General features: G+C 69.3%; 20 protein-coding genes. 15 read left to right on the top strand and 5 right to left on the bottom strand.

Features of this window, described 5'->3' with window-relative positions; genetic code table 11:
- Positions 1-15: 15 nt before the first annotated feature.
- Positions 16-681, top strand: a complete 666-nt coding sequence (locus C8P69_RS08535) for a cysteine hydrolase family protein (protein WP_108176067.1) — start codon at positions 16-18, stop codon at positions 679-681.
- Between the two features lie 27 nt (positions 682-708).
- The gene (locus tag C8P69_RS08530; protein ID WP_108176065.1) at positions 709-2,295 is read left to right on the top strand and encodes a regulator; all 1,587 of its coding nucleotides are present in this window, start codon (positions 709-711) and stop codon (positions 2,293-2,295) included.
- Positions 2,296-2,344: 49 nt separating this feature from the next.
- Here the strand turns inward: C8P69_RS08530 and C8P69_RS08525 are convergent, their stop codons facing one another.
- Positions 2,345-3,067 carry a phytanoyl-CoA dioxygenase family protein gene (locus C8P69_RS08525; RefSeq protein WP_108176063.1) on the bottom strand — a complete coding sequence of 241 codons (723 nt, stop codon included), beginning with the start codon at positions 3,065-3,067 and terminating at the stop codon, positions 2,345-2,347.
- Positions 3,068-3,209: 142 nt separating this feature from the next.
- Entirely contained in the window at positions 3,210-4,340 is a 1,131-nt protein-coding gene (locus tag C8P69_RS08520) for an S-(hydroxymethyl)glutathione dehydrogenase/class III alcohol dehydrogenase (RefSeq protein WP_108176061.1), read from the bottom strand.
- A 132-nt stretch (positions 4,341-4,472) separates the two neighbouring features.
- Between C8P69_RS08520 and C8P69_RS08515 the strand changes: the two genes are divergently transcribed.
- Positions 4,473-5,291: a hypothetical protein gene (locus tag C8P69_RS08515; protein ID WP_108176059.1), complete on the top strand. Its 819-nt coding sequence runs from the start codon at positions 4,473-4,475 to the stop codon at positions 5,289-5,291.
- A gap of 17 nt (positions 5,292-5,308) precedes the next feature.
- Here the strand turns inward: C8P69_RS08515 and C8P69_RS08510 are convergent, their stop codons facing one another.
- Positions 5,309-6,043: an EAL domain-containing protein gene (locus tag C8P69_RS08510; RefSeq protein WP_108176057.1), complete on the bottom strand. Its 735-nt coding sequence runs from the start codon at positions 6,041-6,043 to the stop codon at positions 5,309-5,311.
- Between the two features lie 144 nt (positions 6,044-6,187).
- Between C8P69_RS08510 and C8P69_RS08505 the strand changes: the two genes are divergently transcribed.
- The 9 genes from C8P69_RS08505 (at position 6,188) to C8P69_RS08465 (ending at position 17,112) form a co-directional block, all read left to right on the top strand.
- The gene (locus tag C8P69_RS08505) at positions 6,188-7,339 is read left to right on the top strand and encodes an acyl-CoA dehydrogenase family protein (protein WP_108176055.1); all 1,152 of its coding nucleotides are present in this window, start codon (positions 6,188-6,190) and stop codon (positions 7,337-7,339) included.
- Positions 7,340-7,347: 8 nt separating this feature from the next.
- A complete protein-coding gene (locus C8P69_RS08500; RefSeq protein ID WP_108176053.1) occupies positions 7,348-7,965 on the top strand; it encodes a glutathione S-transferase family protein in 618 nt (205 codons plus the stop codon).
- A 111-nt stretch (positions 7,966-8,076) separates the two neighbouring features.
- A complete protein-coding gene (gene mbfA / locus C8P69_RS08495; protein WP_108176051.1) occupies positions 8,077-9,069 on the top strand; it encodes an iron exporter MbfA in 993 nt (330 codons plus the stop codon).
- A gap of 126 nt (positions 9,070-9,195) precedes the next feature.
- Complete coding sequence (locus C8P69_RS08490; protein ID WP_245901940.1) at positions 9,196-10,878, top strand: thiamine pyrophosphate-binding protein; 1,683 nt, start codon at positions 9,196-9,198, stop codon at positions 10,876-10,878.
- Between the two features lie 3 nt (positions 10,879-10,881).
- The gene (gene argE / locus C8P69_RS08485) at positions 10,882-12,045 is read left to right on the top strand and encodes an acetylornithine deacetylase (protein ID WP_108176047.1); all 1,164 of its coding nucleotides are present in this window, start codon (positions 10,882-10,884) and stop codon (positions 12,043-12,045) included.
- A gap of 183 nt (positions 12,046-12,228) precedes the next feature.
- Positions 12,229-13,194 carry a radical SAM protein gene (locus C8P69_RS08480; protein WP_170118179.1) on the top strand — a complete coding sequence of 322 codons (966 nt, stop codon included), beginning with the start codon at positions 12,229-12,231 and terminating at the stop codon, positions 13,192-13,194.
- A 97-nt stretch (positions 13,195-13,291) separates the two neighbouring features.
- Complete coding sequence (obgE, locus tag C8P69_RS08475) at positions 13,292-14,347, top strand: GTPase ObgE (protein ID WP_108176043.1); 1,056 nt, start codon at positions 13,292-13,294, stop codon at positions 14,345-14,347.
- A 589-nt stretch (positions 14,348-14,936) separates the two neighbouring features.
- Positions 14,937-16,007 carry an NAD(P)H-dependent flavin oxidoreductase gene (locus C8P69_RS08470; RefSeq protein WP_108176041.1) on the top strand — a complete coding sequence of 357 codons (1,071 nt, stop codon included), beginning with the start codon at positions 14,937-14,939 and terminating at the stop codon, positions 16,005-16,007.
- Positions 16,008-16,062: 55 nt separating this feature from the next.
- Complete coding sequence (locus tag C8P69_RS08465) at positions 16,063-17,112, top strand: L-idonate 5-dehydrogenase (RefSeq protein WP_108176039.1); 1,050 nt, start codon at positions 16,063-16,065, stop codon at positions 17,110-17,112.
- 887 nt (positions 17,113-17,999) lie between these two features.
- On the opposite strand, the gene aptA is transcribed toward C8P69_RS08465, so the two are convergent.
- Together aptA and C8P69_RS08455 are read right to left on the bottom strand one after the other, a co-directional pair.
- Complete coding sequence (aptA, locus tag C8P69_RS08460; RefSeq protein WP_108176037.1) at positions 18,000-19,376, bottom strand: omega-aminotransferase AptA; 1,377 nt, start codon at positions 19,374-19,376, stop codon at positions 18,000-18,002.
- Between the two features lie 238 nt (positions 19,377-19,614).
- Positions 19,615-20,394, bottom strand: coding sequence for a L,D-transpeptidase (locus C8P69_RS08455; protein ID WP_108176036.1), 780 nt, complete (start codon positions 20,392-20,394; stop codon positions 19,615-19,617).
- 358 nt (positions 20,395-20,752) lie between these two features.
- On the opposite strand from C8P69_RS08455, the gene C8P69_RS08450 reads away from it, so the two are divergent.
- From C8P69_RS08450 to C8P69_RS08440, 3 genes are all read left to right on the top strand, one after another.
- Positions 20,753-21,472: a protein phosphatase CheZ gene (locus C8P69_RS08450; protein ID WP_108176034.1), complete on the top strand. Its 720-nt coding sequence runs from the start codon at positions 20,753-20,755 to the stop codon at positions 21,470-21,472.
- Positions 21,473-21,605: 133 nt separating this feature from the next.
- Positions 21,606-22,940 carry a murein hydrolase activator EnvC family protein gene (locus tag C8P69_RS08445; RefSeq protein ID WP_108176032.1) on the top strand — a complete coding sequence of 445 codons (1,335 nt, stop codon included), beginning with the start codon at positions 21,606-21,608 and terminating at the stop codon, positions 22,938-22,940.
- Positions 22,937-24,313 (top strand): S41 family peptidase, encoded by a 1,377-nt coding sequence (locus C8P69_RS08440; RefSeq protein ID WP_108176030.1) that lies wholly within the window; start codon positions 22,937-22,939, stop codon positions 24,311-24,313. The genes C8P69_RS08445 and C8P69_RS08440 overlap by 4 nt, the downstream gene beginning before the upstream one ends.
- The last annotated feature ends 9 nt before the right edge of the window (positions 24,314-24,322 follow it).

Here is a 24,322-nt window from a genome sequence, read left to right as displayed (position 1 = left end):
CGCGGAGCGCGTGTCATGCGCCAGGCCACCATTGCCGCCGATCCGGCCCCCGTCACGGTCGATCTCGACCGCACGGCGGTGATCGTCATCGACATGCAGCGCGACTTCCTGGAGCCCGGCGGCTTCGGCGAGGCGCTCGGCAATGAGGTCGCAAAGCTCCAGCGCGCGGTACCGCCCATCGCCCGGCTGCTCGCCGGCGCCCGCGCCAGCGGCCTCCTCGTCATCCACACCCGCGAGGGTCACCGCCCCGACCTGTCAGACGCCCCGCCGCTGAAGGTCGAGCGCGGGGATCCTTCCATGCGGATCGGCGCCTGCGGGCCGATGGGGCGCATCCTCATCCGCGGCGAGCCCGGCCACGACATCGTGCCCGCGCTCGCGCCCGCCCCCGGCGAGCCGGTCATCGACAAGCCCGGCAAGGGCGCCTTCTACGAGACCGACCTCGAGCTGATCCTGCGCAACCGGCGGATCGAGACGCTGATCGTCTGCGGCGTCACCACCGAGGTCTGCGTCCACACCACGGTGCGCGAGGCCAATGACCGCGGCTTCCGCTGCCTCGTGCCGGGCGATGCCTGCGCCTCCTATTTCGACGAGTTCCATGCGGTGGGCCTGAAGATGATCGCCGCCCAGGGCGGCATCTTCGGCTCGGTCACGACCACGGAGGCCGTCACCGCAGCGCTTTGACATCCTGACCAAAGAGGGGAGACGAGCATGGCCATGACCGACACGGCCGCTTCACGCGGCCAGCCTGCCTTGTGGACGCCGGGCGACTGGAACGCCTTCTTCGGCTTCGGCACCAACATCCTCGTCAACATGCTGGTGCTGACCGGCCTGCTGCGCTTCGTGCTGAAGATGCCGGACAGCCTCGTCTTCGGCCGCATCCTGCCGGCCCTCGGCCTGATGATGGCCCTGTCGACGATGTACTACGCCTATCTCGCCTGGAAGCTCGCCAAGGAGACGGGGCGCTCCGATGTCTGCGCGCTGCCCTCGGGGGTGAGCGTGCCGCACATGTTCATCGTCACCTTCGTGATCATGCTGCCGATCTCGATCTCCACCGGCGACCCGATCAAGGGCTGGGAGGCGGGCCTTGCCTGGGTGTTCATCCAGTCGATCATCCTGATGGCCGGCGGCTTCATCGCCCCCTACATCCGCAAGGTGACGCCGCGGGCGGCGCTCCTCGGCACGCTGGCCGGCGTCTCCATCGCCTTCATCTCCATGCGCCCGGCCATGGAGATGTACATGACGCCGATCATCGGCCTCACCTGCTTTGCCATCATCATGCTGTCGTGGTTCGGCGGCTTCCGCTATCCGCGCGGCATTCCCGCCGGCCTCGTCGCCATCGCCGCGGGCATGCTCATCGCCTGGGCCTCGGTGCTGATCGGCCAGCCCATCGGCGGCGTCGGCTTCGACAAGCTCGGCCAGGCCTTCTTGAGCTTCGGCTTCTCGCTGCCGATCCCGGCCATCGGCCACACCTTCTCAGGGTTTCAGTTCCTCGGGATCATCCTGGTCACCGCCATCCCCTTCGGCATCTATGACCTCGTCGAGGCCATGGACAATGTGGAGAGCGCGGAAGCCGCCGGTGACCACTACCCGACGACGCGGGTGCTCAGCGCCGACGGCGTGGTGTCGATGGTCGGCTGCCTGATGGGCAACCCCTTCATCAACGCGGTCTATATCGGCCATCCCGGCTGGAAGGCGATGGGCGGGCGCATCGGCTATTCGGCGCTTACCGGCGTGATGGTCCTCGTGCTCGCCTGGTTCGGCATCATCGCGCTGCTGACCGCGCTGATCCCGGTCGTCGCGATTGCGCCGATCCTGCTCTATATCGGCATGCTCATCGGCGCGCAGGCCTTCCAGACGACGCCGTCGAGCCATGCGCCGGCCGTCGTGCTGGCGCTGACCCCGCATCTTGCGGCCTGGGCCAAGGTGCTGATCGACGGGGCGCTGGGGGCCGCGGGCACCAATGCTGCGGCGGTCGGCCTCGACAAGATGGCGCAGGTCGGCGTGCTCTATCACGGGCTGGAGATCATGGGCGGCGGCGCCATCATCACGGGCCTCGTGCTCGGCGCCATCGGCGTCTTCGTCATCGAGAAGAAGTTCGTGGAGGCGGCGATGTTCTCAGCCGCCGGCGCGGTGCTGACCTTCTTCGGTTTCATGCATGGCGAGGCGGTGGGCTTCGCCAAGTCGCCGGCGGTGGCGGTCGCCTATCTCATGGTGGCGGGGCTGCTCTATGCCGCCTCGCGCCAGCCGGCGACATCGGAGGACAAGCCGAAGCTTGCCGCCCAGCCGGCGGAATAGCCGGGAGACGACGGGGCGGCCGGAAAACGTCCGGGCCGCCCCGCATGCCTCAGTCGTTGAAGTTCACGACCGCCTTCTCCGACCGCTCGTCCGCGACATAGGGATAGACCGCGTAGTCGCGGATGAAGTGGGCCGAGATGTAGAAGGAGATGCGGTTGTCGTCGCCGCTGTTGGTGATGCCGCGATGGATCGTGCCGCGGCCCATGTAGAGCACCGACATGGGCTTGGCGACGATCTGGTGGACCTGCAGGTGGTCGACATGGCGCGCCAGCGCGTCGACATCGACATGGTCCACGTTCGACGCCACCGCCTCCAGCGCATCCTCCGGCGTGTCGGCCGGCAGGGTGATGAACTGGGTGGCGTTGCGGTCGGTGAACTGGGTCAGCGGGATCCAGATGGCGGCGGCATCTGTGGTGTAGTCGACGTGCCAGACCTGGGGCTTGGAGCCGACCGGGTTCACCACGAAGCCATAGCCATCCATGATGGCGCCCGTCTCGGCATAGAGCCCGGTGGCCTTCTCGCACCAGGCATGAAGCTCGGCGGCGAGCGCCTTGTCTGAGAGCTCCATGGCGTCGCCCTCGTCATCCTCCTGCCAGATGTTCATCCAGCAGATTTCCCGGGCAGCGATCTGCTTGTCCCAGGTCGCGCCCATGGAGCGCTTGAGGTCCTCGTAGGCCCGGGTGAGCAGGGGCCGGGCCTCCTGCGGCACCTGGCCCACATAGCGGAAGCCCATGAGTTCGGGCTTCAGTTTGACATAGTCGCGATCGTCCATCGTGCGCTGCTCCGTTCAACCGAAGATCGACGCCGCCCGGGCGACAGGCAGCATCTCCGGCATGAACCCAGCGTGAAGGGACTTTGTTGCAGCAGGCCGACACCGCCGCGGCGGCTTTGCGACGGCGCGGCCTGCCTGCGTATCAGAACGTTACGACCGAGCGGATCGACTTGCCCTCGTGCATGAGGTCGAAGGCGGTGTTGATCTCGTCGAGCGGCATGGTGTGGGTGATCAGGCTGTCGATGTCGATCTTCCCCTCCATGTACCAGTCGACGATCTTCGGCACGTCGGTGCGCCCGCGCGCGCCGCCGAAGGCCGAGCCCTTCCAGACGCGGCCGGTGACCAGCTGGAACGGACGGGTGGAGATTTCGGTCCCCGACGGCGCAACGCCGATGATGATGCTCTCGCCCCAGCCGCGATGGCAGCATTCCAGCGCCTGGCGCATGGTGTGGACATTGCCGATGCACTCGAAGGAGAAGTCGGCGCCGCCCCCGGTGAGGTCGACGACCGCCTGCACGACCTTGTCGCGGCCGACCTCATCCGGGTTGATGAAGTGGGTCATGCCGAACTTCTTCGCCATCTCGGCCTTGGCGGGGTTGAGGTCGATGCCGATGATCTTGTCGGCGCCGACCATGCGGGCACCCTGGATGACGTTGAGGCCGATGCCGCCGAGGCCGAAGACCACGACATTCGCGCCCGGCCAGACCTTCGCCGTCCAGATCACCGCGCCAAGGCCGGTGGTCACGCCGCAGCCGATGTAGCAGATCTTGTCGAAGGGGGCGTCCTCGCGGACCTTCGCCACCGCGATCTCCGGCAGGACCGTGAAGTTCGAGAAGGTCGAACAGCCCATGTAGTGGAAGATGTCGTTGCGGCCGCGACCGCCGACCGGCTCGCAGGAAAAGCGCGTGGTCTGGTCGGGCATGAGGCCCTGGCCCTGCGTCCCGCGGATGGCGGTGCAGAGGTTCGAGCGCTGCGACAGGCAGGTTTTGCAGCCCCGGCATTCCGGCGTGTAGAGCGGGATGACGTGGTCGCCCGGCTTCACCGAGGTGACGCCGACGCCAACCTCGCGGACGATGCCCGCGCCCTCGTGGCCGAGGATCGCCGGGAACTTGCCCTCCGAATCGAGGCCCGAGAGCGTGTAGGCATCGGTGTGGCAGACGCCCGTCGCCATGATCTCGACCAGCACCTCGCCGGGCTTCGGCCCGCCGATGTCGATGGTCTCGATGGTGAGCGGCTTGTTGGCCTCCCAGGCGACGGCGGCGCGGGTTTTCATGGGCTATGCTCCGGATCTCAGGGCGGCGATTCGGGCGCGATCCAACCATGGGGCGACCCCTGCCGCAACGTCGGGACCCGCGCATCTGGCGCGGCTGATCCCGCGCCGCGCGGCCAGCGTAGAGGGTCCCTGATGCTGAAGGAGGCCGCGATGCCGGCGGAGGGTATGCGCATCGGCACGGCCGAGATGGTGCTGTGGACCGGCGCCGTCGTCATGCTGCTGGTCCTCGCGCTCTGCGCGCTGTTCTGGAGCGTCGACAAGCGCCTCCTCAACGAGGCGAGCCTCTGGGCGAAGCCGATGAAGTTCGCCATCTCGCTCAGCCTGCACATGGCGACGCTGGCGCTCATCGTGGCGGTGATGAGCGATGGCGCGCGCACCGGCGGTCTCGTCGCCGCGACGGCGGCGGCCTGCGCGCTCGCCTCGCTCGGCGAGATCACCTACATCGTCGTGCAGGCGGCGCGCGGCCAGGCCTCGCATTTCAACATGGCGACGCCCTTCACCCGCGGCATGTACACGGCCATGGCGGTGGGCGCGGTCATCCTCACCGTCGCTGCGGCCATCATCGGGCTGGTCGCGGCGACGGACCGGCAGGCGGAGATCGCGCCGGCGCTGCGCCACGCCATCGCGCTCGGCCTCGTCGGTGGCACGATGCTCACCCTCGTCACCGCCTTCACCATCGGCGGGCGGCTGTCGCCGCATGTGCCGGCCGAGCCGGCAGGCGGGGCGCGGATGGCGCTGACCGGCTGGTCGCTGCGGGTCGGCGACATCCGGGTCTCGCATTTCCTCGCCACCCACATGATGCAGGTCGTGCCGCTGGCAGGGCTCACGGCGGCGCGGCTGTTACCGGGTGGGGCCGGGGTGGCGGCGGTCTGGGTGGTCGCGGCGGCATGGAGCGCGCTGGTGCTGGTCGCCTATCAGCAGGCGCTGGCCGGGCGGCCGCTGTTCGGCTGAGTTATTCGGGCCTTGGCTCAGGCGGCGAGGCGCACGGCCTCGAAGCTCTCGAAGGCGGGGCGGGCCACGACATAGCCCTGGATCAGGTCGACGCCGAGGTCGCGCAGAACGGCTACCTCGCCCGCCGTCTCGACGCCCTCGCAGATGGCCATGATGCCGAACTCGGCGAGCATGGCGAGCGTGTGCTTCACCACCACGCGGCGGGCGCGGTCGTGGTCGATGCCGCGGATGAGGTCCATGTCGAGCTTGACGATGTCCGGCTGGAACTTGGCCAGCAGGTTCAGGCCCGCATGGCCGGCGCCGAAATCGTCGATGGCGGTGGCGAACCCGATGCTGCGGTAGGTGCGCAGGATGTTGAGGAGGTGGTTGGTGTCGACCTCCTCGTTCTCGGTGAATTCGAAGATGATGCGGTCGACGGGAAAGCCGACGCGCTGGGCCGTCTCCAGCGTCAGGCGGATGCAGGCGCGCGGCTCATAGACCGCGTTCGGCATGAAGTTGATGGAGAGGCGGCTGGCGGCGGGCGCGGAGCGGGCGGCGAGCTCGATCGCCTTCACCCGGCACTGCTGGTCGAAGGCGTAGCGGTTCTCGCTCGTCACCGCGCCGAGCACGCTCGCCGCGCCCTCGCCGGCGGGGCCGCGCACCAGCGCCTCATAGGCGAAGACCTCGCCCGTCGAGGGGCGCACGATCGGCTGGAAGGCCATGGAAAAGGCGAAGGGAAGGTCCTTGGCGGTCCGGCAGGCGGAGCAGGTCATGGCGGTCCACAGGGTCGGAGCAGACCTCGCAACCTACCGTTGCGGGATTAACAAGCCGTAGCGGTGAATCGAGAGACATCGCCCGTGAGGCCGGATTGCCGCTGCCGTCCGCCTCGCCTATCCCTCGGCCACCGGAGGCCGCCCATGCTGCTCGAGCTCACCGAGGAAGAGATCCTCATCCGCGACACCGCCCGCGCCATGGCGGCGGAGATCGCCGCCCCGCTGGCGCCCATCCTCGACCGCGGCGAGGGCCGCGAGGCGTTCCTGAAGAACCTGAAGACCTTCGCCGAGGCTGGCTTCATGGCGGTGAACGTCCGCGAGGCGTTCGGCGGCACGGCGGCCGGCACGGTCGCCTTCGCGCTGGCCATCGAGGAGCTAGGCTATGCCTGCGCCGCCACCGGCGTCACGGCGTCCGTCACCAACATGGTCGCCGAGGTCATCCAGGCGGTCGGCAACGAGGAGCAGAAGCGGGCCTATATCCCGAGGATCGCCGACGGCACCTTTCCCGCCGGCGCCTTCTGCCTGACCGAGGCCGGAGCGGGCTCCGATCCCGCGGGCATGGTCACCCGCGCCCGCCGCGACGGCGATGACTTCGTCCTCGAGGGTGAGAAGATCTACATCACCTCGGCCGATTATGCCGGCATCTTCGTGGTCTGGGCGGTGACCAATCCGGACGCGCCGAAGGGCAAGGGCATTTCCTGCTTCCTGGTGGAGGCCGGCACCCCCGGCCTGGTCATCGGCAAGGCCGAGCGCAAGATGGGCCAGCACGGTTCTGCCACCAGCACGGTGCATTTCGAGCAATGCAGGGTGCCCTCGCGCGCCCTCATGGGCCGGCTCGACGACGGCTTCCGCATCGCCGTGGGCGAACTTGCCGGCGGGCGCATCGGCATCGCCGCGCTCTCCCTCGGCATTGCCCGCGCCGCCATGGATGCGGCCAAGGCCTATGTGAAGGAGCGCCGCCAGTTCGGCCAGGCCATCGCCGATTTCCAGGGCATCCAGTGGATGGTCGCCGACCGCGAGACCGAGCTCGAGGCCGCCCGCCTCCTCATCCTGCAGGCGGCGGCGAAGAAGGATCGCGGCGAGCCCTTCGGCCGCGAGGCCTCGATGGCCAAGCTCTTCGCCTCGGAGGCGGCGGGCCGGGCCACCGACACGGCGCTGCAGCTCCATGGCGGCGCCGGCTATTGCGCCGACTACCCCGTCGAGCGCCATATGCGCGACGCCCGCATCACCCGCATCTACGAGGGCACGAGCGAGGTCCAGCGCCTCATCATCGCCCGCGACGCCTTCCGCCAGTAGGACGCCCCATGACCATCACCATCCACGGCCTCGCCCGGTCCCGCGCCATCCGCAATATCTGGGCGTCGGAGGAGCTGGGCCTCGCCTATATCCACAATCCGCTGCCGCATGGGCCGGAGGGCTCGCGCAAGCCCGAGTTCCTCGCCATCAACCCGAACGGCCGCGTTCCCGCCGTCGAGGTGGACGGCATGGTCCTGTGGGAGTCGCTCGCCATCAACCTCTTCCTCGCCAAGAAGGCCGGCGGGCCGCTGGCGCCGGAATCGGTGGAAGAGGACGGGCTCATGACCATGTGGACCATGTGGGCCGTCACCGAGGTCGAGGCCGCGGCGCTGGCCCTCCTCCAGAACGAAACGATGAAGCCCGAGGACCAGCGCGACGCTGCGGTCGCTGCCAAGAGCCGGGAGACCCTGAAGGTGCCGCTGTCGGTGCTGGAAGGGCATCTCGCCAGCCATGGCGGACATCTCGTCGGCAACCGCTTCACGATCGCCGACCTCAATGTCGCGTCCTGCGTCTTCTACCTGCGCTACTCGCCGATCCTCGACGACAAGCCGGCGGTGAAGGCCTGGTACCAGGCCGCCATGGCCCGTCCGGCGGCGCGCAAGACCTTCGCCCTGCGCGGCGACTGAGCCGGCCCGGCGCCAGCCCGGACTTGATCCAGGTCACGTCTGCGCGACCGGCTGTTGCACAGAATGTCGCAGGGGGTTAAGTCTCTTTGGAATTATTCTAAGGAGACCGCCATGCTCAGCCGTTTCGCGCTGCCCGGCTTTTCCCGCAAGCGCCGCTTCGACGACCTGTCGGAGCAGGAGATCTTGGCGCTGGCCATTTCCTCCGAGGAGGAGGACGGGCAGATCTACCGCGCCTATGCCGAGAAGCTGGAGCCCACCTATCCGCAATCGGCGGCGGTGTTCCGTGGCATGGCGGCGACCGAGGACGAGCACCGCCGCCGGCTCATCGACATGTACAAGCGCCGCTTCGGCGATTTCGTTGTGCCGATGCGCCGTGAGCATGTCTCCGGCTACATCACCCGCAATCCCGTCTGGCTCGTCGAGAATCTCGGCCTCGACCGCGTCCGCGAGGAGGCCGAGGACATGGAGCGGCAGGCCAACGCCTTCTATCTCGCCGCCGCCCAGCGCACGACCGATGCCGACACCCGCAAGCTGCTCGGCGACCTCGCGGCAGCCGAGGCCGGCCACCAGCGCGAGGCCCAGGCGCTCACCGACACCCATCTCGGCTCTGGCGAGCGGGAGGCCGAGGATGCCTCCGCCCGTCGCCAGTTCATCCTGACCTGGGTGCAGCCGGGGCTTGCCGGCCTGATGGACGGCTCGGTCTCGACGCTGGCGCCGATCTTCGCCACCGCCTTCGCCACCCAGAACCCCTGGACGACCTTCCTCGTCGGCCTCTCGGCCTCGGTCGGCGCCGGCATTTCCATGGGCTTCACCGAGGCCGCCCATGACGACGGCAAGGTCTCGGGCCGCGGCTCGCCGTGGAAGCGGGGCTTCGCCTCGGGGATCATGACCACGATCGGCGGCCTCGGCCACGCGCTGCCCTATCTGATCCCGCATTTCTGGACGGCGACGGCCATTGCCCTCGTCGTGGTCTTCGTCGAGCTCTGGGCCATCGTCTGGATCCAGAACCGCTTCATGGAGACGCCGTTCTTCCGCGCCGCGCTGCAGGTGGTGCTCGGCGGCGCGCTGGTGCTGGCGGCGGGCGTGCTGATCGGCGGGGCGTGAGCCCGGATTGCGGGGCGGGGCGGGCCGCCCCGCATTTCCCACGCTTCCCGCCCTGCGCCGCTGCCGCTAAGGTCCGCGCCGAACGAGGCTGTGCCAAGCAGCCCGATGGCTAAGGACCTTTTTTCGATGCGCTCCGACACCGCAACCCGCACCGGCGGCCAGATCCTCGTCGACCAGCTCATTGCCCAGGGCTGCGACCATGTCTTCTGCGTGCCGGGCGAGAGCTATCTCGCCGTGCTCGACGCGCTGCATGACGCGAAAGCTCAGGTGACGATCTGCCGGCAGGAGGGCGGGGCCGCCATGATGGCCGAGGCCCATGGCAAGCTCACGGGACGTCCGGGCATCTGCATGGTCACCCGCGGCCCCGGCGCCACCAATGCCTCGCCCGGCCTGCACATCGCCCAGCAGGACTCGACGCCGATGATCCTCTTCGTCGGCCAGATCGAGCGTGGCATGCGCGGCCGCGACGCCTTCCAGGAGATGGACTACACCCAGTTCTTCGGCGGCATGTGCAAGTGGGTCGCCGAGATCGACGATGCCGCGCGCATCCCGGAAATGGTCGCCCGCGCCTATGCCACGGCCATGCAGGGCCGGCCCGGCCCGGTGGTGCTGGTGCTGCCCGAGGACATGCTCACCGAAAGCGCCGACGTGCCGGACGCACCCCGCGTCGAGGCGGCGGAGACCTGGCCGGGCCTCACCGACATGGCGAAGTTCCAGAAGATGCTCTGGGCCGCCAAGAAGCCGGTGCTGATCCTCGGCGGCTCGCGCTGGTCGGAGAAGGCGGTGGCCTCGGTGACGCGCTTCGTCGAGCGCTTCGACCTGCCAGTGATCTGCCAGTTCCGCCGGCAGATGCTCTTCGATCACAGCCATCCCAACTATGCCGGCGACCTCGGCCTCGGCGGCAACCCGGACATGCTGAAGCTCATCAAGGAGAGCGACCTCGTCATCGCGCTCGGCGGCCGCCTCTCGGAGATCGCCTCGCAGAGCTACACGCTGTTCGACATCCCGAAGCCCCAGATGGCCTTCGTCCATGTCCATCCGGGCGCCGAGGAGATCGGCCGCGTCTATCAGGCGGACCTCGCCATCCAGGCGAGCCCGACGGCCTTCTCAGCCTCGCTCGAGGGCGTGCAGCCGCCGCAGGTCATCGCCTGGGCCGGCGCCGCGAAAGCTGCCCACGAGAGCTATCTCGCCTGGACCGGCAACCCGGCCCGCCTGCCCGGCGCCTTCCAGTATGGCGAGGTCATGGCCTGGCTGCGCGACCGGCTGCCGGACGATGCCATCGTCTGCAACGGCGCCGGCAATTACGCGACCTGGGTCCATCGCTTCCTGCGCTTCCGGAAATATGGCTCGCAGCTTGCCCCGACCTCCGGCTCCATGGGCTATGGCACCCCGGCGGCGGTCGGCGCCAAGCGCGTCTTCCCCGACAAGACCGTCATCGCGTTTGCCGGCGACGGCTGCTTCATGATGAACGGCCAGGAATTCGCCACGGCCTGCCAGTACGATCTGCCGATCATCGTCGTGGTCGTCGACAACGGCATGTACGGCACGATCCGCATGCACCAGGAGCGCGACTATCCGACCCGCGTCTCGGCGACGACGCTGAAGAACCCGGATTTCGCCGCGCTCGCCCGCGCCTATGGCGGCCATGGCGAGACGGTGCGCGAGACGGCGGAGTTCGCCCCCGCCTTCGAGCGGGCGGTGGCCTCGGGCAAGCCGGCGATCATCCACTGCTTCCTCGACCAGCAGGCGATTACGCCGACCACCACCATCGACGCCATCCGCACCAAGGCGATGGCGGGGAAGGCCTGAGCCATGGCAACCGCGCTCTCCACCGTCGAGGTGCTGGACCGTCTCGTCTCGTTCGACACGACCAGCCGCAATTCCAACCTGCCGCTGCTCGACTGGGTCGAGGACTACCTCAAGGGCTTCGGCGTCAGCGGCGAGCGCGTCTATGACGAGACCGGGCAGAAGGCGAACCTCTGGGTGACCATCGGCCCGAAGGACGTGCCGGGCTACGTGCTCTCCGGCCATGTCGACGTGGTTCCGGTGGACGGGCAGGACTGGTCCACCGACCCGTTCAAGCTGGTCGAGAAGGACGGGCGCTACTATGGCCGCGGCACCTGCGACATGAAGGGCTTCGTCGCCGCCTCCATCGCCGCCGTGCCGGCCATGCTGGCGGCGCCTTTGAAGAAGCCGGTCCACCTCGCCATTTCCTATGACGAGGAGGTCGGCTGCCGCGGCGTGCGCACGCTGCTCGCCGTGCTGAAGGACCGGCCGCTGAAGCCCGAAGCCTGTTTCGTCGGCGAGCCGACCAACATGCAGCCGGTCATCGCCCACAAGACCGGCCGTCCGATGCGCGTCACCGTGCGCGGCTTCGAGGCGCATTCCTCGCTCCGCCCGCATGGCGTCAACGCCATCGAGGAGGCGGCGAAGCTCATCGTGAAGATCAACGAGATCGGCCAGCGGCTGGCGCGCCGCACCGACCTCGACCCGCTCTATGCGGTGCCCTGCTCGACGACTTCCATCGGCGTCATCCGCGGCGGCACGGTGCGCAACATCGTGGCCGGTGAATGCGTGGTCGATTTCGACCTGCGCTGCGTCGCCGGCGATGATCCGCACGCCATCGTCGCGGAGATCGAGGCCTATGCCCGCGACGTGCTGGAGCCGCCGATGAAGGCGATCCACCCCGGCGCCGGCTTCACCTTCGAGGAACTGGCGCTGGTGCCGGGCCTCGACACGGCGGCGGATGCCCCGGTGACGCTGCTCGCCAAGCGCTTCGCCGGGCGCAACGACCACGCCAAGGTCGCCTATGGCACCGAGGCGGGCCTGTTCCAGGAAATCGGCATTCCCAGCATCATCGTCGGCCCCGGCTCGATCGAGCAGGCCCACAAGCCCGACGAGTATGTGGAAGCCGTCGAGCTCGCCAAGGCGGATGCCTTCATCGGCAAGCTCATCGCCCATGCCAGCGGGGGTTGAAGCCTCCCGCTCCGGTTGATTGATCCGCATCAAGGCGCAGCGGCGCGCCCCACGGCAGGATGTAGCCATAGCTATCGGGCTCCATCCATTCGGGGGAACGGTGGAACCTGAGAAACCGGGCGGTCGCAGCAATGCGGCCGCCCGGCGCTTATGGAGCCTTTGCTTGCGCGGGGCGCCGATCCCATGGATGCTCGCCGCGGCTCGAACCTGATCGGCGGCGCCATGGACTACGATGTGGAAGCCGACTGGCAGCTGCTCGACACCTGCAACTATCGCTGCGGCTACTGCTTCTTCGACGCCGAGCGGCTCGGCCGGAAGCTGCGCCCCGCGGCCGATGCCGCCACCTGGGAGGCGGCCTTCGCCCGGACCGGACGGCGCTGGTTGCTGCACATCACCGGCGGCGAGCCGAGCCTCTACCCCGAGCTTGCCGATCTCGCCCTGCGGCTGTCGCAGCGCCATCACCTGTCGTTCAACACCAACCTCACCGGTCCGGCGATCGGTGCCATGGCGCAGGTGGTCGATCCCGCCCGCGTCAGCTTCATCAATGCCGGGCTGCATCCGTTCGAACAGGCGCGCCATGCCGGGCGGGACCGCTTCCTGAAGAACCTCGACCTGCTGCAGGAGCGGGGCTTCCGCGTCTTTGTCTCGGTCGTCGCGACCCCGGCCGTGCTCGCCGATTTCGACGCCGTCCAGAGCCTCGTCGCACCGTCGGGCCTCGTTGTGGTGCCGAAGGCGCTGCGCGCTGTCGTCGACGGGCGCCGCTATCCCGACGCCTATACCGAGGCGGAACGTTCAACGTTCCGCGCCCGGTCGGCCGAGGCGCGTCTTGCCTATGCCGCCATGCTGGGGGAGGGCGAGCAGCCCTCCATCGATGTCTTCGCCGACGAGGCCATCCTCCATGGCGAGCCGGAGTTCCGCGGCTGGAGCTGCGCCGCCGGCTCGCGCTTCGTGCGCATCGAGACCGATGGCACGGTCTATCGCTGCGGCGAGAACACCCGCCTCGGCAACCTGCTCGATGGCAGCCTCAGGCTGCTGGGCAGGCCGCGGACCTGCGACACCTCCTTTTGCTTCTACTTCTGCCAGAAATACGCCGTGCCGCCGGCGCCCGGCCTCATGGCGCGGATGCAGCGCTGGGCGGGACTTGCATGATCGCCGGCGAACGCCGCCCGAATCCGCTTTTTCTTGGACCTTCCGGGCCCAATGATGTAGAGACCCGGCCCGCCCTTCCGGCGGCAGCGGCGAGACGATGAAGTTCCTTGATCAGGCCAAGGTCTATGTGAAGTCCGGTGCCGGCGGCGCCGGGGCCGTCTCGTTCCGCCGTGAGAAGTTCATCGAATTCGGTGGTCCGGACGGTGGCGATGGCGGCCGCGGCGGCGACGTGGTGGTCGAATGCGTCGACGGCCTCAACACGCTGATCGACTACCGCTACCAGCAGCATTTCAAGGCCAAGACCGGCATGCACGGCATGGGCCGCGACCGGGCCGGTGCGCGCGGCGCCGACGTGGTGCTGAAGGTGCCGGCGGGCACGCAGATCTTCGAGGAGGACGGCGAGACGCTGATCGCCGACATCACCGAGGTCGGCCAGCGCTTCGTGCTGCTGCAGGGCGGCAATGGCGGCTTCGGCAACGCCCATTTCAAGACCTCGACCAACCAGTCGCCGCGCCACGCCAATCCCGGCCAGCCCGCCAAGGAAGCGATCATCATCCTCAGGCTGAAGCTGATTGCAGATGCCGGCCTCGTCGGCATGCCCAATGCCGGCAAGTCGACCTTCCTCGCCACGACGACCGCCGCGAAGCCGAAGATCGCCGACTATCCGTTCACGACGCTGCATCCCGGGCTCGGGGTGGTGAGGGTGCGCGGGCGGGAATTCGTCCTCGCCGACATTCCCGGCCTGATCGAGGGGGCGCATGAGGGCCACGGGCTCGGCGACCGCTTCCTCGGCCATGTCGAGCGCTGCCGCGTTCTGCTCCATCTCGTGGACGGCACGTCGGAGCATGCCGGCAAGGCCTACAAGCTGGTGCGCGAGGAGATCGAGGCCTATGGCCATGGCCTCGCCGAGAAGCCGGAGATCCTGGCGCTGGCCAAGGTCGACGCGCTGGACCCCGATACGCGCAAGCAGCAGATGGCGCGGTTGAAGCGGGCGGCCAAGAAGACGCCGCTGGCGCTCTCCGCCACCTCCGGCGAGGGGGTCGACGAGGCGCTGGTGCAACTGCTGACCATCATCGACGCGGCGCGCGCCGCCGAGCCGAAGCCGGATCTCCCCGATGATGGCCTGCCGCAGGAGACCGGCTGGCGGCCGTGAGGCGGGCAGGGTCGGCCGGGTTGCACCGGGGCTAGTGCGTCCTTCGAGGCTCGGCGCCGGACGATGCTGTCGCATCGCCGGGGCCTCGCACCTCAGGATGAGGGTGGTTGAGACCTGCATCAGGGTCGAAGGCTCCCTGCCGGCTTGCTTCCGGACTGCCACGCACACCCCTCCTCATCCTGAGGTGCGAGCCAAAGCGAGATGCGGACGCCATTCGCGTCCGCTCGATGCGACGGCGAGCCTCGAAGGACGCACTTGGCTGATGCAGCGCTGCGTCTTCCGTTGAGCCGCCAGACCCTCCGCCCGTCATGCCCGGGTTCATCCCGGGTATCCACGAATTCCTTTGGGGCGGGGTGTTCAAGTCGTGGATGCCCGGCATAAGGCCGGGCATGACGGGCGGAGGGGCCGGAGCCGGGGCGACCACGAGGGCCCGGGCGGCCCGTGGATAGGACCAAAGTCCTTGACAGCGTGACGCTGCTGGCCTATCCTGCGCCCATCTTCGACGACTGCGCCTTGTCCGCCGAACGTCCCCCCTTTTCCTCACCCTTCCAGCGTCTACAGTCTGCGCCCCATTGCATGGAGGCGTCCGATGCCCCTTGACCGTCGCATCCAGACCCTGTTCGGCATCGACCTGCCCATCCTCCAGGCGCCGATGGCGGGGGCGCAGGGCTCGGCCATGACGATTGCCGTCTCGGAGGCCGGCGGCCTCGGCGCCCTGCCCGGTGCGCAGCTGACCGCCGAGACGATGCGCGCCGAGCTGTCGCTGATCCGCCAGCGCACGGCGAAGCCCATCAACCTGAACTTCTTCTGCCACACCCCGCCCGCCCCGGACGCGGCCCGCGAGCAGCGCTGGCGCGAGCGCCTTGGCCCCTATTACCGCGAGTTCGGCATCGACCCGGCCGCTCCCATCCCCAGCGCCGGCCGCACGCCCTTCGACGCGACTTTCGCGGCCATCGTCGAGGAGTTCCGCCCGGAGGTGGTGAGCTTCCATTTCGGGCTGCCGGAGGCCGCGCTCCTCGCCCGGGTCAAGGCGGCGGGGGCGAAGGTCATCTCCTCCGCCACGACGGCCGACGAGGCACGCTGGCTCGAGGATCACGGCGCCGATGCGATCATCGCGCAAGGCTATGAGGCCGGCGGCCATCGCGGCATCTTCCTCACCGGGGATGTCGGCAACCAGCCCGGCCTCTTCGCCCTGCTGCCGCAGGTGGTGGATGCGGTGGACGTGCCGGTCATCGCCGCCGGCGGCATTGCCGATGCCCGCGGCATCGTCGCCGCCTTCGCGCTCGGCGCCTCGGCGGTGCAGATCGGCACGGCCTATCTGTTCACGCCGGAGGCGACCATCACGCCGATCCATCGCGAGGCGCTGCGGCAGGCCAAGGACGACGGCACGGCGCTGACCAATCTCTTCACCGGACGGCCCGCCCGCGGCCTCGTCAACCGGCTGATGCGCGAGGCCGGGCCGATCTCCGACCTGGCGCCGGCCTTCCCGACGGCGGGCGGGGCGCTGGCGCCGCTCAAGGCCAAGGCGGAGGCGGCGGGCAGCGGCGATTTCTCCTCGCTATGGTCGGGCCAGGCGGCGGCGCTCGGCCGCGAGATGGGCGCCGGTGATCTCACCCGCACGCTGTGGAGCGAGACGCTGGAGCGGCTGCGCATGGCGTGAGGCGCGGACCACCGCTAGTCTCGCGCCAACCACAACAAACGTCCCGAGGACCCTCATGAACGCTGCCGTCACCAAGGCGCTGGTCATCCACGCCCCCCACGACCTGCGCCTCGAGGAGCAGCCCGTCGCGCCGCTCGGCCCGAAGGAGATCGCGGTGAGGATCGGCGCGGGCGGCATCTGCGGCTCGGACCTGCACTACTTCCACAATGGCGGCTTCGGTGCTGTCAGGCTGAAGGAGCCGATGATCCTCGGCCACGAGATTGCCGGCACGGTGGAGCGCATCGGGGCCGAGGTGGCCTCGGTGAAGCCCGGCGACCGCGTGGCGGTGAGCCCGTCGCGGCCCTGCGGTGAGTGCCGCTATTGCCAGGAGGGCCGGCAGAACCATTGCCTCAACATGCGCTTCTACGGTTCGGCCATGCCCTTCCCGCACATCCAGGGGGCCTTCCGCGAGGTGCTGGTCTGCGACGCCGTGCAGGCGCACAAGGTGGCCGATGGCGTCAGCCTCGGCGAGGCCGCCTTCTGCGAGCCGCTGGCCGTGTGCCTCCATGCGGTCCGGCGCGCCGGGCCGCTCCTCGGCAAGCGGGTGCTGGTGACGGGCTGCGGGCCCATCGGCGCGCTCTGCGTGCTGGTGGCGCGGGCGGCGGGCGCGGCGGAGATCGTCGCGACCGACATCGCCCCGGCAACGCTCGCCGTGGTGAAGGGGCTCGGGGTCGCGACGACGCTGAACACGGCCGAGGATCCGGACGCGCTGAAGGCTTACGAGGCGGACAAGGGGAGCTTCGACGTACTCTTCGAGGCCTCGGGCAACATGAAGGCGCTGACCGGCGCCTTTGCCGCGCTCCGGCCCGGCGCGGTCATCGTGCAGGTCGGCACGGGCGGGGATTTCACGATCCCGATTTCGGTGCTGGTGGCGAAGGAGTTCGAGCTGCGCGGCACCTTCCGCTTCCACGAGGAATTCGCCATGGCCGTGCAGATGATCGGCGAGCGGCGGATCGACGTGCGGCCGCTGCTGACCGCGACGCTGCCCATGGCGCAGGCGGTGGAGGCGTTTCACCTTGCCTCCGACCGGTCGAAGGCGATGAAGGTGCAGATCGCGTTCGGGTGAGGGTGCAGGCTCGCCACTGATGGCCCCTCACCCTTCCCTCTCCCCGCAAGCGGGGAGAGGGGGACCACGACGTCGCGCTGGGTCCTGGCCCGTCATGCCAGGCACCGCCGGCGCTCCTCGAAGCGCAACGCTGTTGCCCCCTCTCCCCGCTTGCGGGGAGAGGGAAGGGTGAGGGGCATCACATCGCACGACGTTAGCCGTCGCTTTTGGTACCTCGGTCCGGCTGCGGCGCGGGCCGCTGCTCACCTCTCCCCGGCGGGGAGAGGTCGGCCGCAGGCCGGGAGAGGGGGCCGTTCCCGTGATGCCAAGGCTCCCCCTCTCCCGCTCCTCGCTGCGCTCGGATCGACCTCTCCCCGCTGGGGAGAGGTGTGGGTGGTGGGACCGGCGAGGGCTTGGAATGAGGGACGATAGCCGTCGCTTTGGTGCCTCGGTCCGGCTGCGGCGCCGGCTGCTGCTCACCTCTCCCCGGCGGGGAGAGGTCGGCCGAAGGCCGGGAGAGGGGGCGTTGCCAATATGCCAAGGCTCCCCCTCTCCCGCTCCTCGCTGCGCTCGGATCGACCTCTCCCCGCCGGGGAGAGGTGTGGGTGGTGGGACCGGCGAGGGCTTGGAATGACGGACGATAGCCGTCGCTTTGGTGTCTCGGTCCGGCTGCGGCGCGGGCCGCTGCTCACCTCTCCCCAGCGGGGAGAGGTCGGCCGAAGGCCGGGAGAGGGGGCGTTGTCCCGATGCGAAGGCTCCCCCTCTCCCGTTTCTCGCTGCGCTCGGATCGACCTCTCCCCGCCGGGGAGAGGTGGGGGTGGCGGGACCGGTGAGGGGCTTGAGCCATCCCACACGCAAAAGGCCCGGCGTGGGCCGGGCCTTTCATCATGCCAGCCGGGAAAGCCGCCTCAGGAGGGCATGGCCGTCGAGGCGATCACGTTCGACAGCTTGTCGGCGATCTGCGCGATGTCGTTCTCGGTGATGATGAAGGGCGGGGTCACCACCAGGCAGTCGCCCGAGGTGCGGATCATGATGCCCTCGTCGTGGAAGGCCTTGTCCATGGCGACATAGGCGCGCTTGCCCGGCGCGTCCTTCCAGCTCTCGATGTCGATGGCGGCGGTGAGGCCGAGCTGGCGGATGTCGAGCACGCCCGCCTGGCCCTTGAGCTTCGAGAAGATGGCGTCGGCCCAGACCGGCTCCAGCGCCTTGGAGCGCTCGAACAGGCCCTCGTCCCGGTAGAGGTCGAGGGTGGCGAGACCGGCCGCGCAGGCCAGCGGATGGGCCGAGTAGGTGTAGCCGTGGAACAGCTCGATCACATGGTCCGGGCCGGTCATGAAGGCATCGTGCACGTGCTTGCGGGCGACGACGCCGCCCATCGGCGCGGCGGCGTTGGTGACGCCCTTGGCGAAGGTCATGAGGTCCGGGATGACGCCGTAGCGCTCGGAGGCGAAGGGCGCGCCGAGGCGGCCGAAGCCGGTGATGACCTCGTCGAAGATGAGCAGGATGTCGTGCTTGTCGCAGAGCTCGCGCAGGCGCTTCAGGTAGCCGACCGGCGGCGGCAGCACGCCGGTGGAGCCGGCCATCGGCTCGACCATGACGGCGGCAATCGTCGAGGCGTCGTGCAGGGCGACGATGCGCTCCAGCTCGTCGGCGAGATGGGCGCCCCATTCGGGCTCGCCCTTCGAGAAGGCCTGCTTCTCGCGGTTATAGGTGTGCGGCAGGTGGTCGGCGCCGGCCAGCATGGAGCCGTAGACGCGGCGGTTGGCGACGATGCCGCCGACCGTGATGCCGCCGAAGCCGACGCCGTGATAGCCGCGCTCGCGGCCGATGAGGCGGGTCTTCGAGGCCTTGCCGCGGGCGTGCCAGTAGGCGATCGCCATCTTCAGCGCGGTGTCGGCGGCTTCCGAGCCGGAGTTGCAGAAGAAGACGTGGTCGAGGTCGCCGGGGGCGAGCGCCGCGATGCGGCTGGCGAGTTCAAAGGCCTTCGGGTGGCCGAACTGGAAGGTCGGGGCGAAGTCGAGCTCGGCCGCCTGCTTCTGGATGGCCTCGACGATGGGCTGGCGCGAATGGCCGGCGCTGGAGCACCACAGGCCGGCGGTGCCGTCGATGATCTGCTTGCCCTCGGGTGTGTAGTAATAGAGGTCCTTGGCGCGGGCGACCATGCGCGGGCGGGCCTTGAACGAGCGGTTCGCGGTGAACGGCATCCAGAAGGCCTGGAGGTCGTTCGGGATGGCGGTGGTCGCGGCATCGTCGCCGACCACACGCAGCGCGCTCGTTTTCGACATGGATCGTCTCCGGAAAGGGCTGGATCGCGAATGATCCTATCAGCGGGCCGGGGTCCCGCAAGGCATGGCGGCGAAGGGGAGGGATGCGGGGGGCGGTCCGCTCCCAACAGAAAGGCCGCCCCGTCCTGCGACGAGGCGGCCCCTCCTGTCCGCTCGTTCGAGCGCCGCGACGGGGCGCTGTTGCGCTTGCCCGCCGCAAGACATGCCGCGGGGTCCGGCGGGACCCCGGCGGCGAAGCTCACATGACCACCACCCGGGTGCCGACGCGCACCCGCTTGTAGAGGTCGATGACATCCTCGTTGCGCATGCGGAAGCAGCCGGAGGACACGGCCTGGCCGATGGTCCAGGGCTCGTTGGAGCCGTGGATGCGATAGAGCGAGGAGCCGAGATACATGGCCCGCGCGCCGAGCGGATTGGCGGGGCCGCCGGCCATGAAGCGCGGCAGGTCCGGGCGGCGGCGCAGCATCTGGGCCGGCGGGCGCCAGTCCGGCCACTCGGCCTTGCGGGTGATGGTCTTGGTGCCGGTCCAGCCGAAGCCGGGGCGGCCGATGCCGACGCCGTAGCGCATGGCGGTTCCGTCGGCCTGGACGAGATAGAGGTGCCGCTCGGCGGTGTTGATGACGATGGTGCCGGGGCGCTGGCCGCCGCGATAGGGCACGACCTGCGGCAGGAAGCGCGGGTCGATGCCGCGCGGCTCGGCGGTGCGCTGACCCTGCGGCGCGGCGCCCTGCGGCACGGCGCCGGCGGGCGGGGCGAGAAGCGGGCGCACCGGCTCCACCTGCGGCGAGACCTGGTAGCTGGCGCGCAGATGGGCTGCGGGGGCCGCCGGCTCGGGGGCGGGTCCGGCGCGGCGGGCGCCGGCGATCGGGCCGGTCGGCTGGCCGCCCTGGTAGAGGAACTCGATGAAGCCGCCGCCAAGGTCGGAGCGGCGGGCGCCGGCGATCTGGGCGGAGGCCTCGTGGGCGGTGCAAAGAAGCAGCAGGGCCGCGGCTGCGGCCTTCAAGGCGAAGCGGGACATCGGCGGACTCGTTGAACGCAATACTGAAGCAGGACGGGCTCGCACCCGTCGTCCTTGCCGTCATGTCAAGACAAGCACCGCGAAGGCCCCAGAAATGGTAAACGCCGCTGCTTCGCCGATGCTTTTCGCTGCGTTAAGCCGCTTCGATCTTCTTTAGGGTTAAGGATTTGCCAATCGCGGCGCACCTGCCGCGGCGGGGCATGCCTACGTCGATACCACCGGTTAACCCTACCCTGTTTTCTCATTGTGCAGATCGCCGATGTGGCACTTTCGGAACCACGCCTTAACCCTCCCGCCGCATCGTCGCTGCCACGACCGGTACCTGCCCGACCGGTGACACGCCCTGCCCGGAACGTCCATGCGCGCCACCAAACGAGCCTTTCGCATCGAAGTGATTTCCCAGCCGGAGGTTGCCGCCCCCTCAGGCGGGTCGGCCGGCTCCAACGGCCATCACGAGATCCTCACCGAGATCAAGCAGCTGAAAGCCCTCATCCGCCCGGCCGAAGAGGTCACGCGGCAGATGATCGACGCCTACAAGCAGGAAATGCAGGAGGCGATGAAGCTGAAGGCCGAGCTGGACCAGATCTGGCAGGCCATCGACCAGACCAAGCACGAGATCGCCACGCTCCACGTCACCGGCTTCAAGGGCAAGCAGATGACGCGCGTGACGCATGAGCTCGACGCCATCGTCACCGGCACGGAGCAGGCCACCGAGGGCATCCTCAGCGCGGCGGAGGTCATCGACCAGCTGGCCAACCAGCTCTCGGCCGGCCTGAAGAGCACGCACGACAAGGCCGCCGTCGACGACATCCAGCAGAAGATCATCACCATCTTCGAGCACTGCAACTTCCAGGACCTCACCGGACAGCGCATCACCAAGGTGGTGAACACGCTGAAGTTCATCGAGGACCGCATCGTCAAGATGATGGAGATCTGGGGCGGCCTCGACAGTTTCAAGGATATCGAGGTGGAGAGCATTGCCGAGGCGACGGGCGATGCGGCCCTGCTCAACGGTCCGAAGCTCCAGGAGGACGCCGGCCACGCCAGCCAGGACGACATCGACGCCCTGTTCAACTGAGGCCCCGGTCTCACGCCCGGTTCTCACCTGAACGTGCGCCCCGCCGCGAAAAGGGCGGGGCGGCGCCGCGATTCCGCCCGGCGCCCCGCCCATGTAGCATCGGTCCCTTCCCGTCCCTCGTGATTCGGGCCCGATGCGCTCGCCCCTCCTTGCCCTCGCCGCCGCCCTGACCGTCGCCGTCCCCGGCGCGGGCGCGGCCCTGCGCGCCGAGCCGGCGAGCCCGGCCGAGCGGGCGGAGACCGAGCGGCGGCAGCGCCAGCGCGAGCTCGACGCCATCCAGGCGGATCTGGCGAAGAGCCAGGCCGAGCGATCGCGCATTGAGGCCGAGGTCACAGCGCTCCGCAACGACCGCGCCGCGCTCGTCGCCGCCTCGCTCGATGCGGTGCGCCGGGTGCGCGCCGGCGAGGAGCGGATGACCGTTCTCGAGGACAATCTGAAAGGGCTCGACGCCCGCCAGCTTACGCTGCGCCAGTCGCTGCACGAGCGGCGCGAGCTGATCGCCGAGGTGCTGGCCTCGCTGCAGCGCATGGGCCGCCGCCCGCCACCGGCCATGCTGGTGGGCCCGGACGACGTGCTGATGAGCGTGCGCACCGCCATGCTGCTCGGAACGCTCGTGCCGGAAATGCGCGAGGCGGTGACGGTGCTCGCCCGCGACCTCGAGGAACTGTCGGGCCTGCGCCGCCGCATCGCCAGCGAGCAGGAGCAGTTGCGCCGCGAGGCCGCCCATCTGCGCGACGAGCGGGTGCGGCTCGATGCGCTGGCCGAGGCGCGCCGGACGGAGGTCAGCTCGGGCGAACAATCGCTGGAGGCGCAGAAGACGCGCGCCGCGGCGCTCGCCCGGCAGGCCGCCGATCTCGAACATTTGATAGGCCGGATGGAGACGGAAATCAGCGCCGCGCAGCGCGCCGCGGATGCCGCCCGCACTACCACGGTGGCGCGCGGGGCGGCCCCGCTCGACCGCCGCCAGCAGATGGCGGCGCTGCAGAACGCGGCTCGGATCAACCCCGCCATGCCCTTCGAGCAGGCGCGCGGCAGCCTTTCCCTGCCCGTTCTGGGTGTGCGCCTGCGTGAATTCGGCGATCCGGACGGGCTCGGCGGCAGCGAGCGCGGCCTGTCCATCGCCACCCGCACGGGGGCTGCGGTGACCGCCCCGGCCGATGGCTGGGTGGTCTATTCCGGGCCGTTCAGGACCTACGGGCAACTCTTGATCCTCAACGCCGGCGGCGGATATCATCTGGTGCTCGCCGGAATGGACAGGATCACGGTCGATCTGGGTCAGTTCGTTCTGGCGGGGGAGCCGGTGGGGGTCATGGGCCACACCCCGCCGCCAGCCTCCGCCGTGACGACGGGCGCGACGCAGCCCGTCCTCTATGTCGAGTTTCGCAAAGACGGGTCGAGCATCGACCCGGCGCCCTGGTGGACGACACGGACACCGGGGCCACAGGCCAATGAAAGGGTTCGCGGATGATGCGCAGAGCTTCGATCCTCCTAGCCGGTGCCGCCATGGGCGCGCTGGCGACCGTCGCCGTCACGCAACCCCGCGCCATCCTCGGGATGCCGGCCAATGCCGCGGCTTCCGACACCTATCGGCACATCAACCTGTTCGGAGACATCTTCGAGCGGGTGCGCACCGACTATGTCGAGAAGCCCGATGACGCCAAGCTCATCGAGAGCGCCATCAACGGCATGCTCACCGGCCTCGACCCGCATTCCAGCTTCATGGACGCGCGCAACTTCCGCGACATGCAGGTGCAGACGCGCGGCGAGTTCGGCGGCCTCGGCATCGAGGTCACCCAGGAGGACGGCCTGATCAAGGTCGTCTCGCCGATCGACGACACGCCGGCCTCGAAGGCGGGCATCCTCGCCAACGACATCATCACCCACATCGACAACGAGCCGATCCAGGGCCTCACTCTGCAGCAGGCGGTGGAGAAGATGCGCGGCCCGGTGGGCTCGAAGATCACCATCCGCGTGACGCGCTCCGGCGCCGCCCCGCGGGACATCGACATCACCCGCGACCGCATCGTCATCCGCGCCGTGCGCCACTCGGTGATGGGCGACGACATCGGCTATGTCCGCGTCACCCAGTTCAACGAGCAGACGACGGACAACCTCCGCAAGGCGATCGAGGACATCAAGGCGAAGGTGCCGGCCGACAAGCTGCGCGGCTACGTGATCGACCTGCGCAACAATCCGGGCGGCCTGCTCGACCAGTCGGTATCGGTCTCCGACGCCTTCCTGGAGCGCGGCGAGATCGTCTCGACCCGCGGCCGCAATGCCGAGGAGACCCAGCGATGGAACGCCCGCGCCGGCGACCTCACCGGCGGCAAGCCGGTCATCGTGCTGATCAACGGCGGTTCGGCCTCGGCCTCCGAGATCGTTGCCGGCGCGCTGCAGGACCACAAGCGGGCGACCGTGCTCGGCACCCGGTCCTTCGGCAAGGGCTCGGTGCAGACCATCATCCCGCTCGGCAACCAGGGCGCCCTGCGCCTCACCACGGCGCGCTACTACACGCCGTCGGGCCGCTCCATCCAGGCGCGCGGCATCGATCCGGACATCGTGCTGGAGCAGCCGGTGCCGGAGGCGATGCGCGCCCGCCTGCAGGAGAACCGCGGCGAGGCAGGCCTGCGCGGCCACCTGCGCAACAACACCGAGGCCAACGAGGAGCGCTCCGCCTCCTCCGTCTACGTGCCGCAGGACCAGAAGGAGGACGTGCAGATCGGCCGAGCCCTCGAACTGCTGCGCGGCACCGCGACCGACCCGGCCTTCCCGCCGAGCCAGCGCGCCGCCGCCGCCCCGGCGCCGGCCACCCCGGCCGCTCCGGCGTCGCCCACCCGCTGAGGCGCTGCG

This window comes from Phreatobacter oligotrophus, assembly GCF_003046185.1.
Lineage (GTDB): Bacteria > Pseudomonadota > Alphaproteobacteria > Rhizobiales > Phreatobacteraceae > Phreatobacter > Phreatobacter oligotrophus.
Note: the sequence above shows the minus strand (reverse complement) of the source record. Positions and strands in the feature narration are given on the sequence as shown.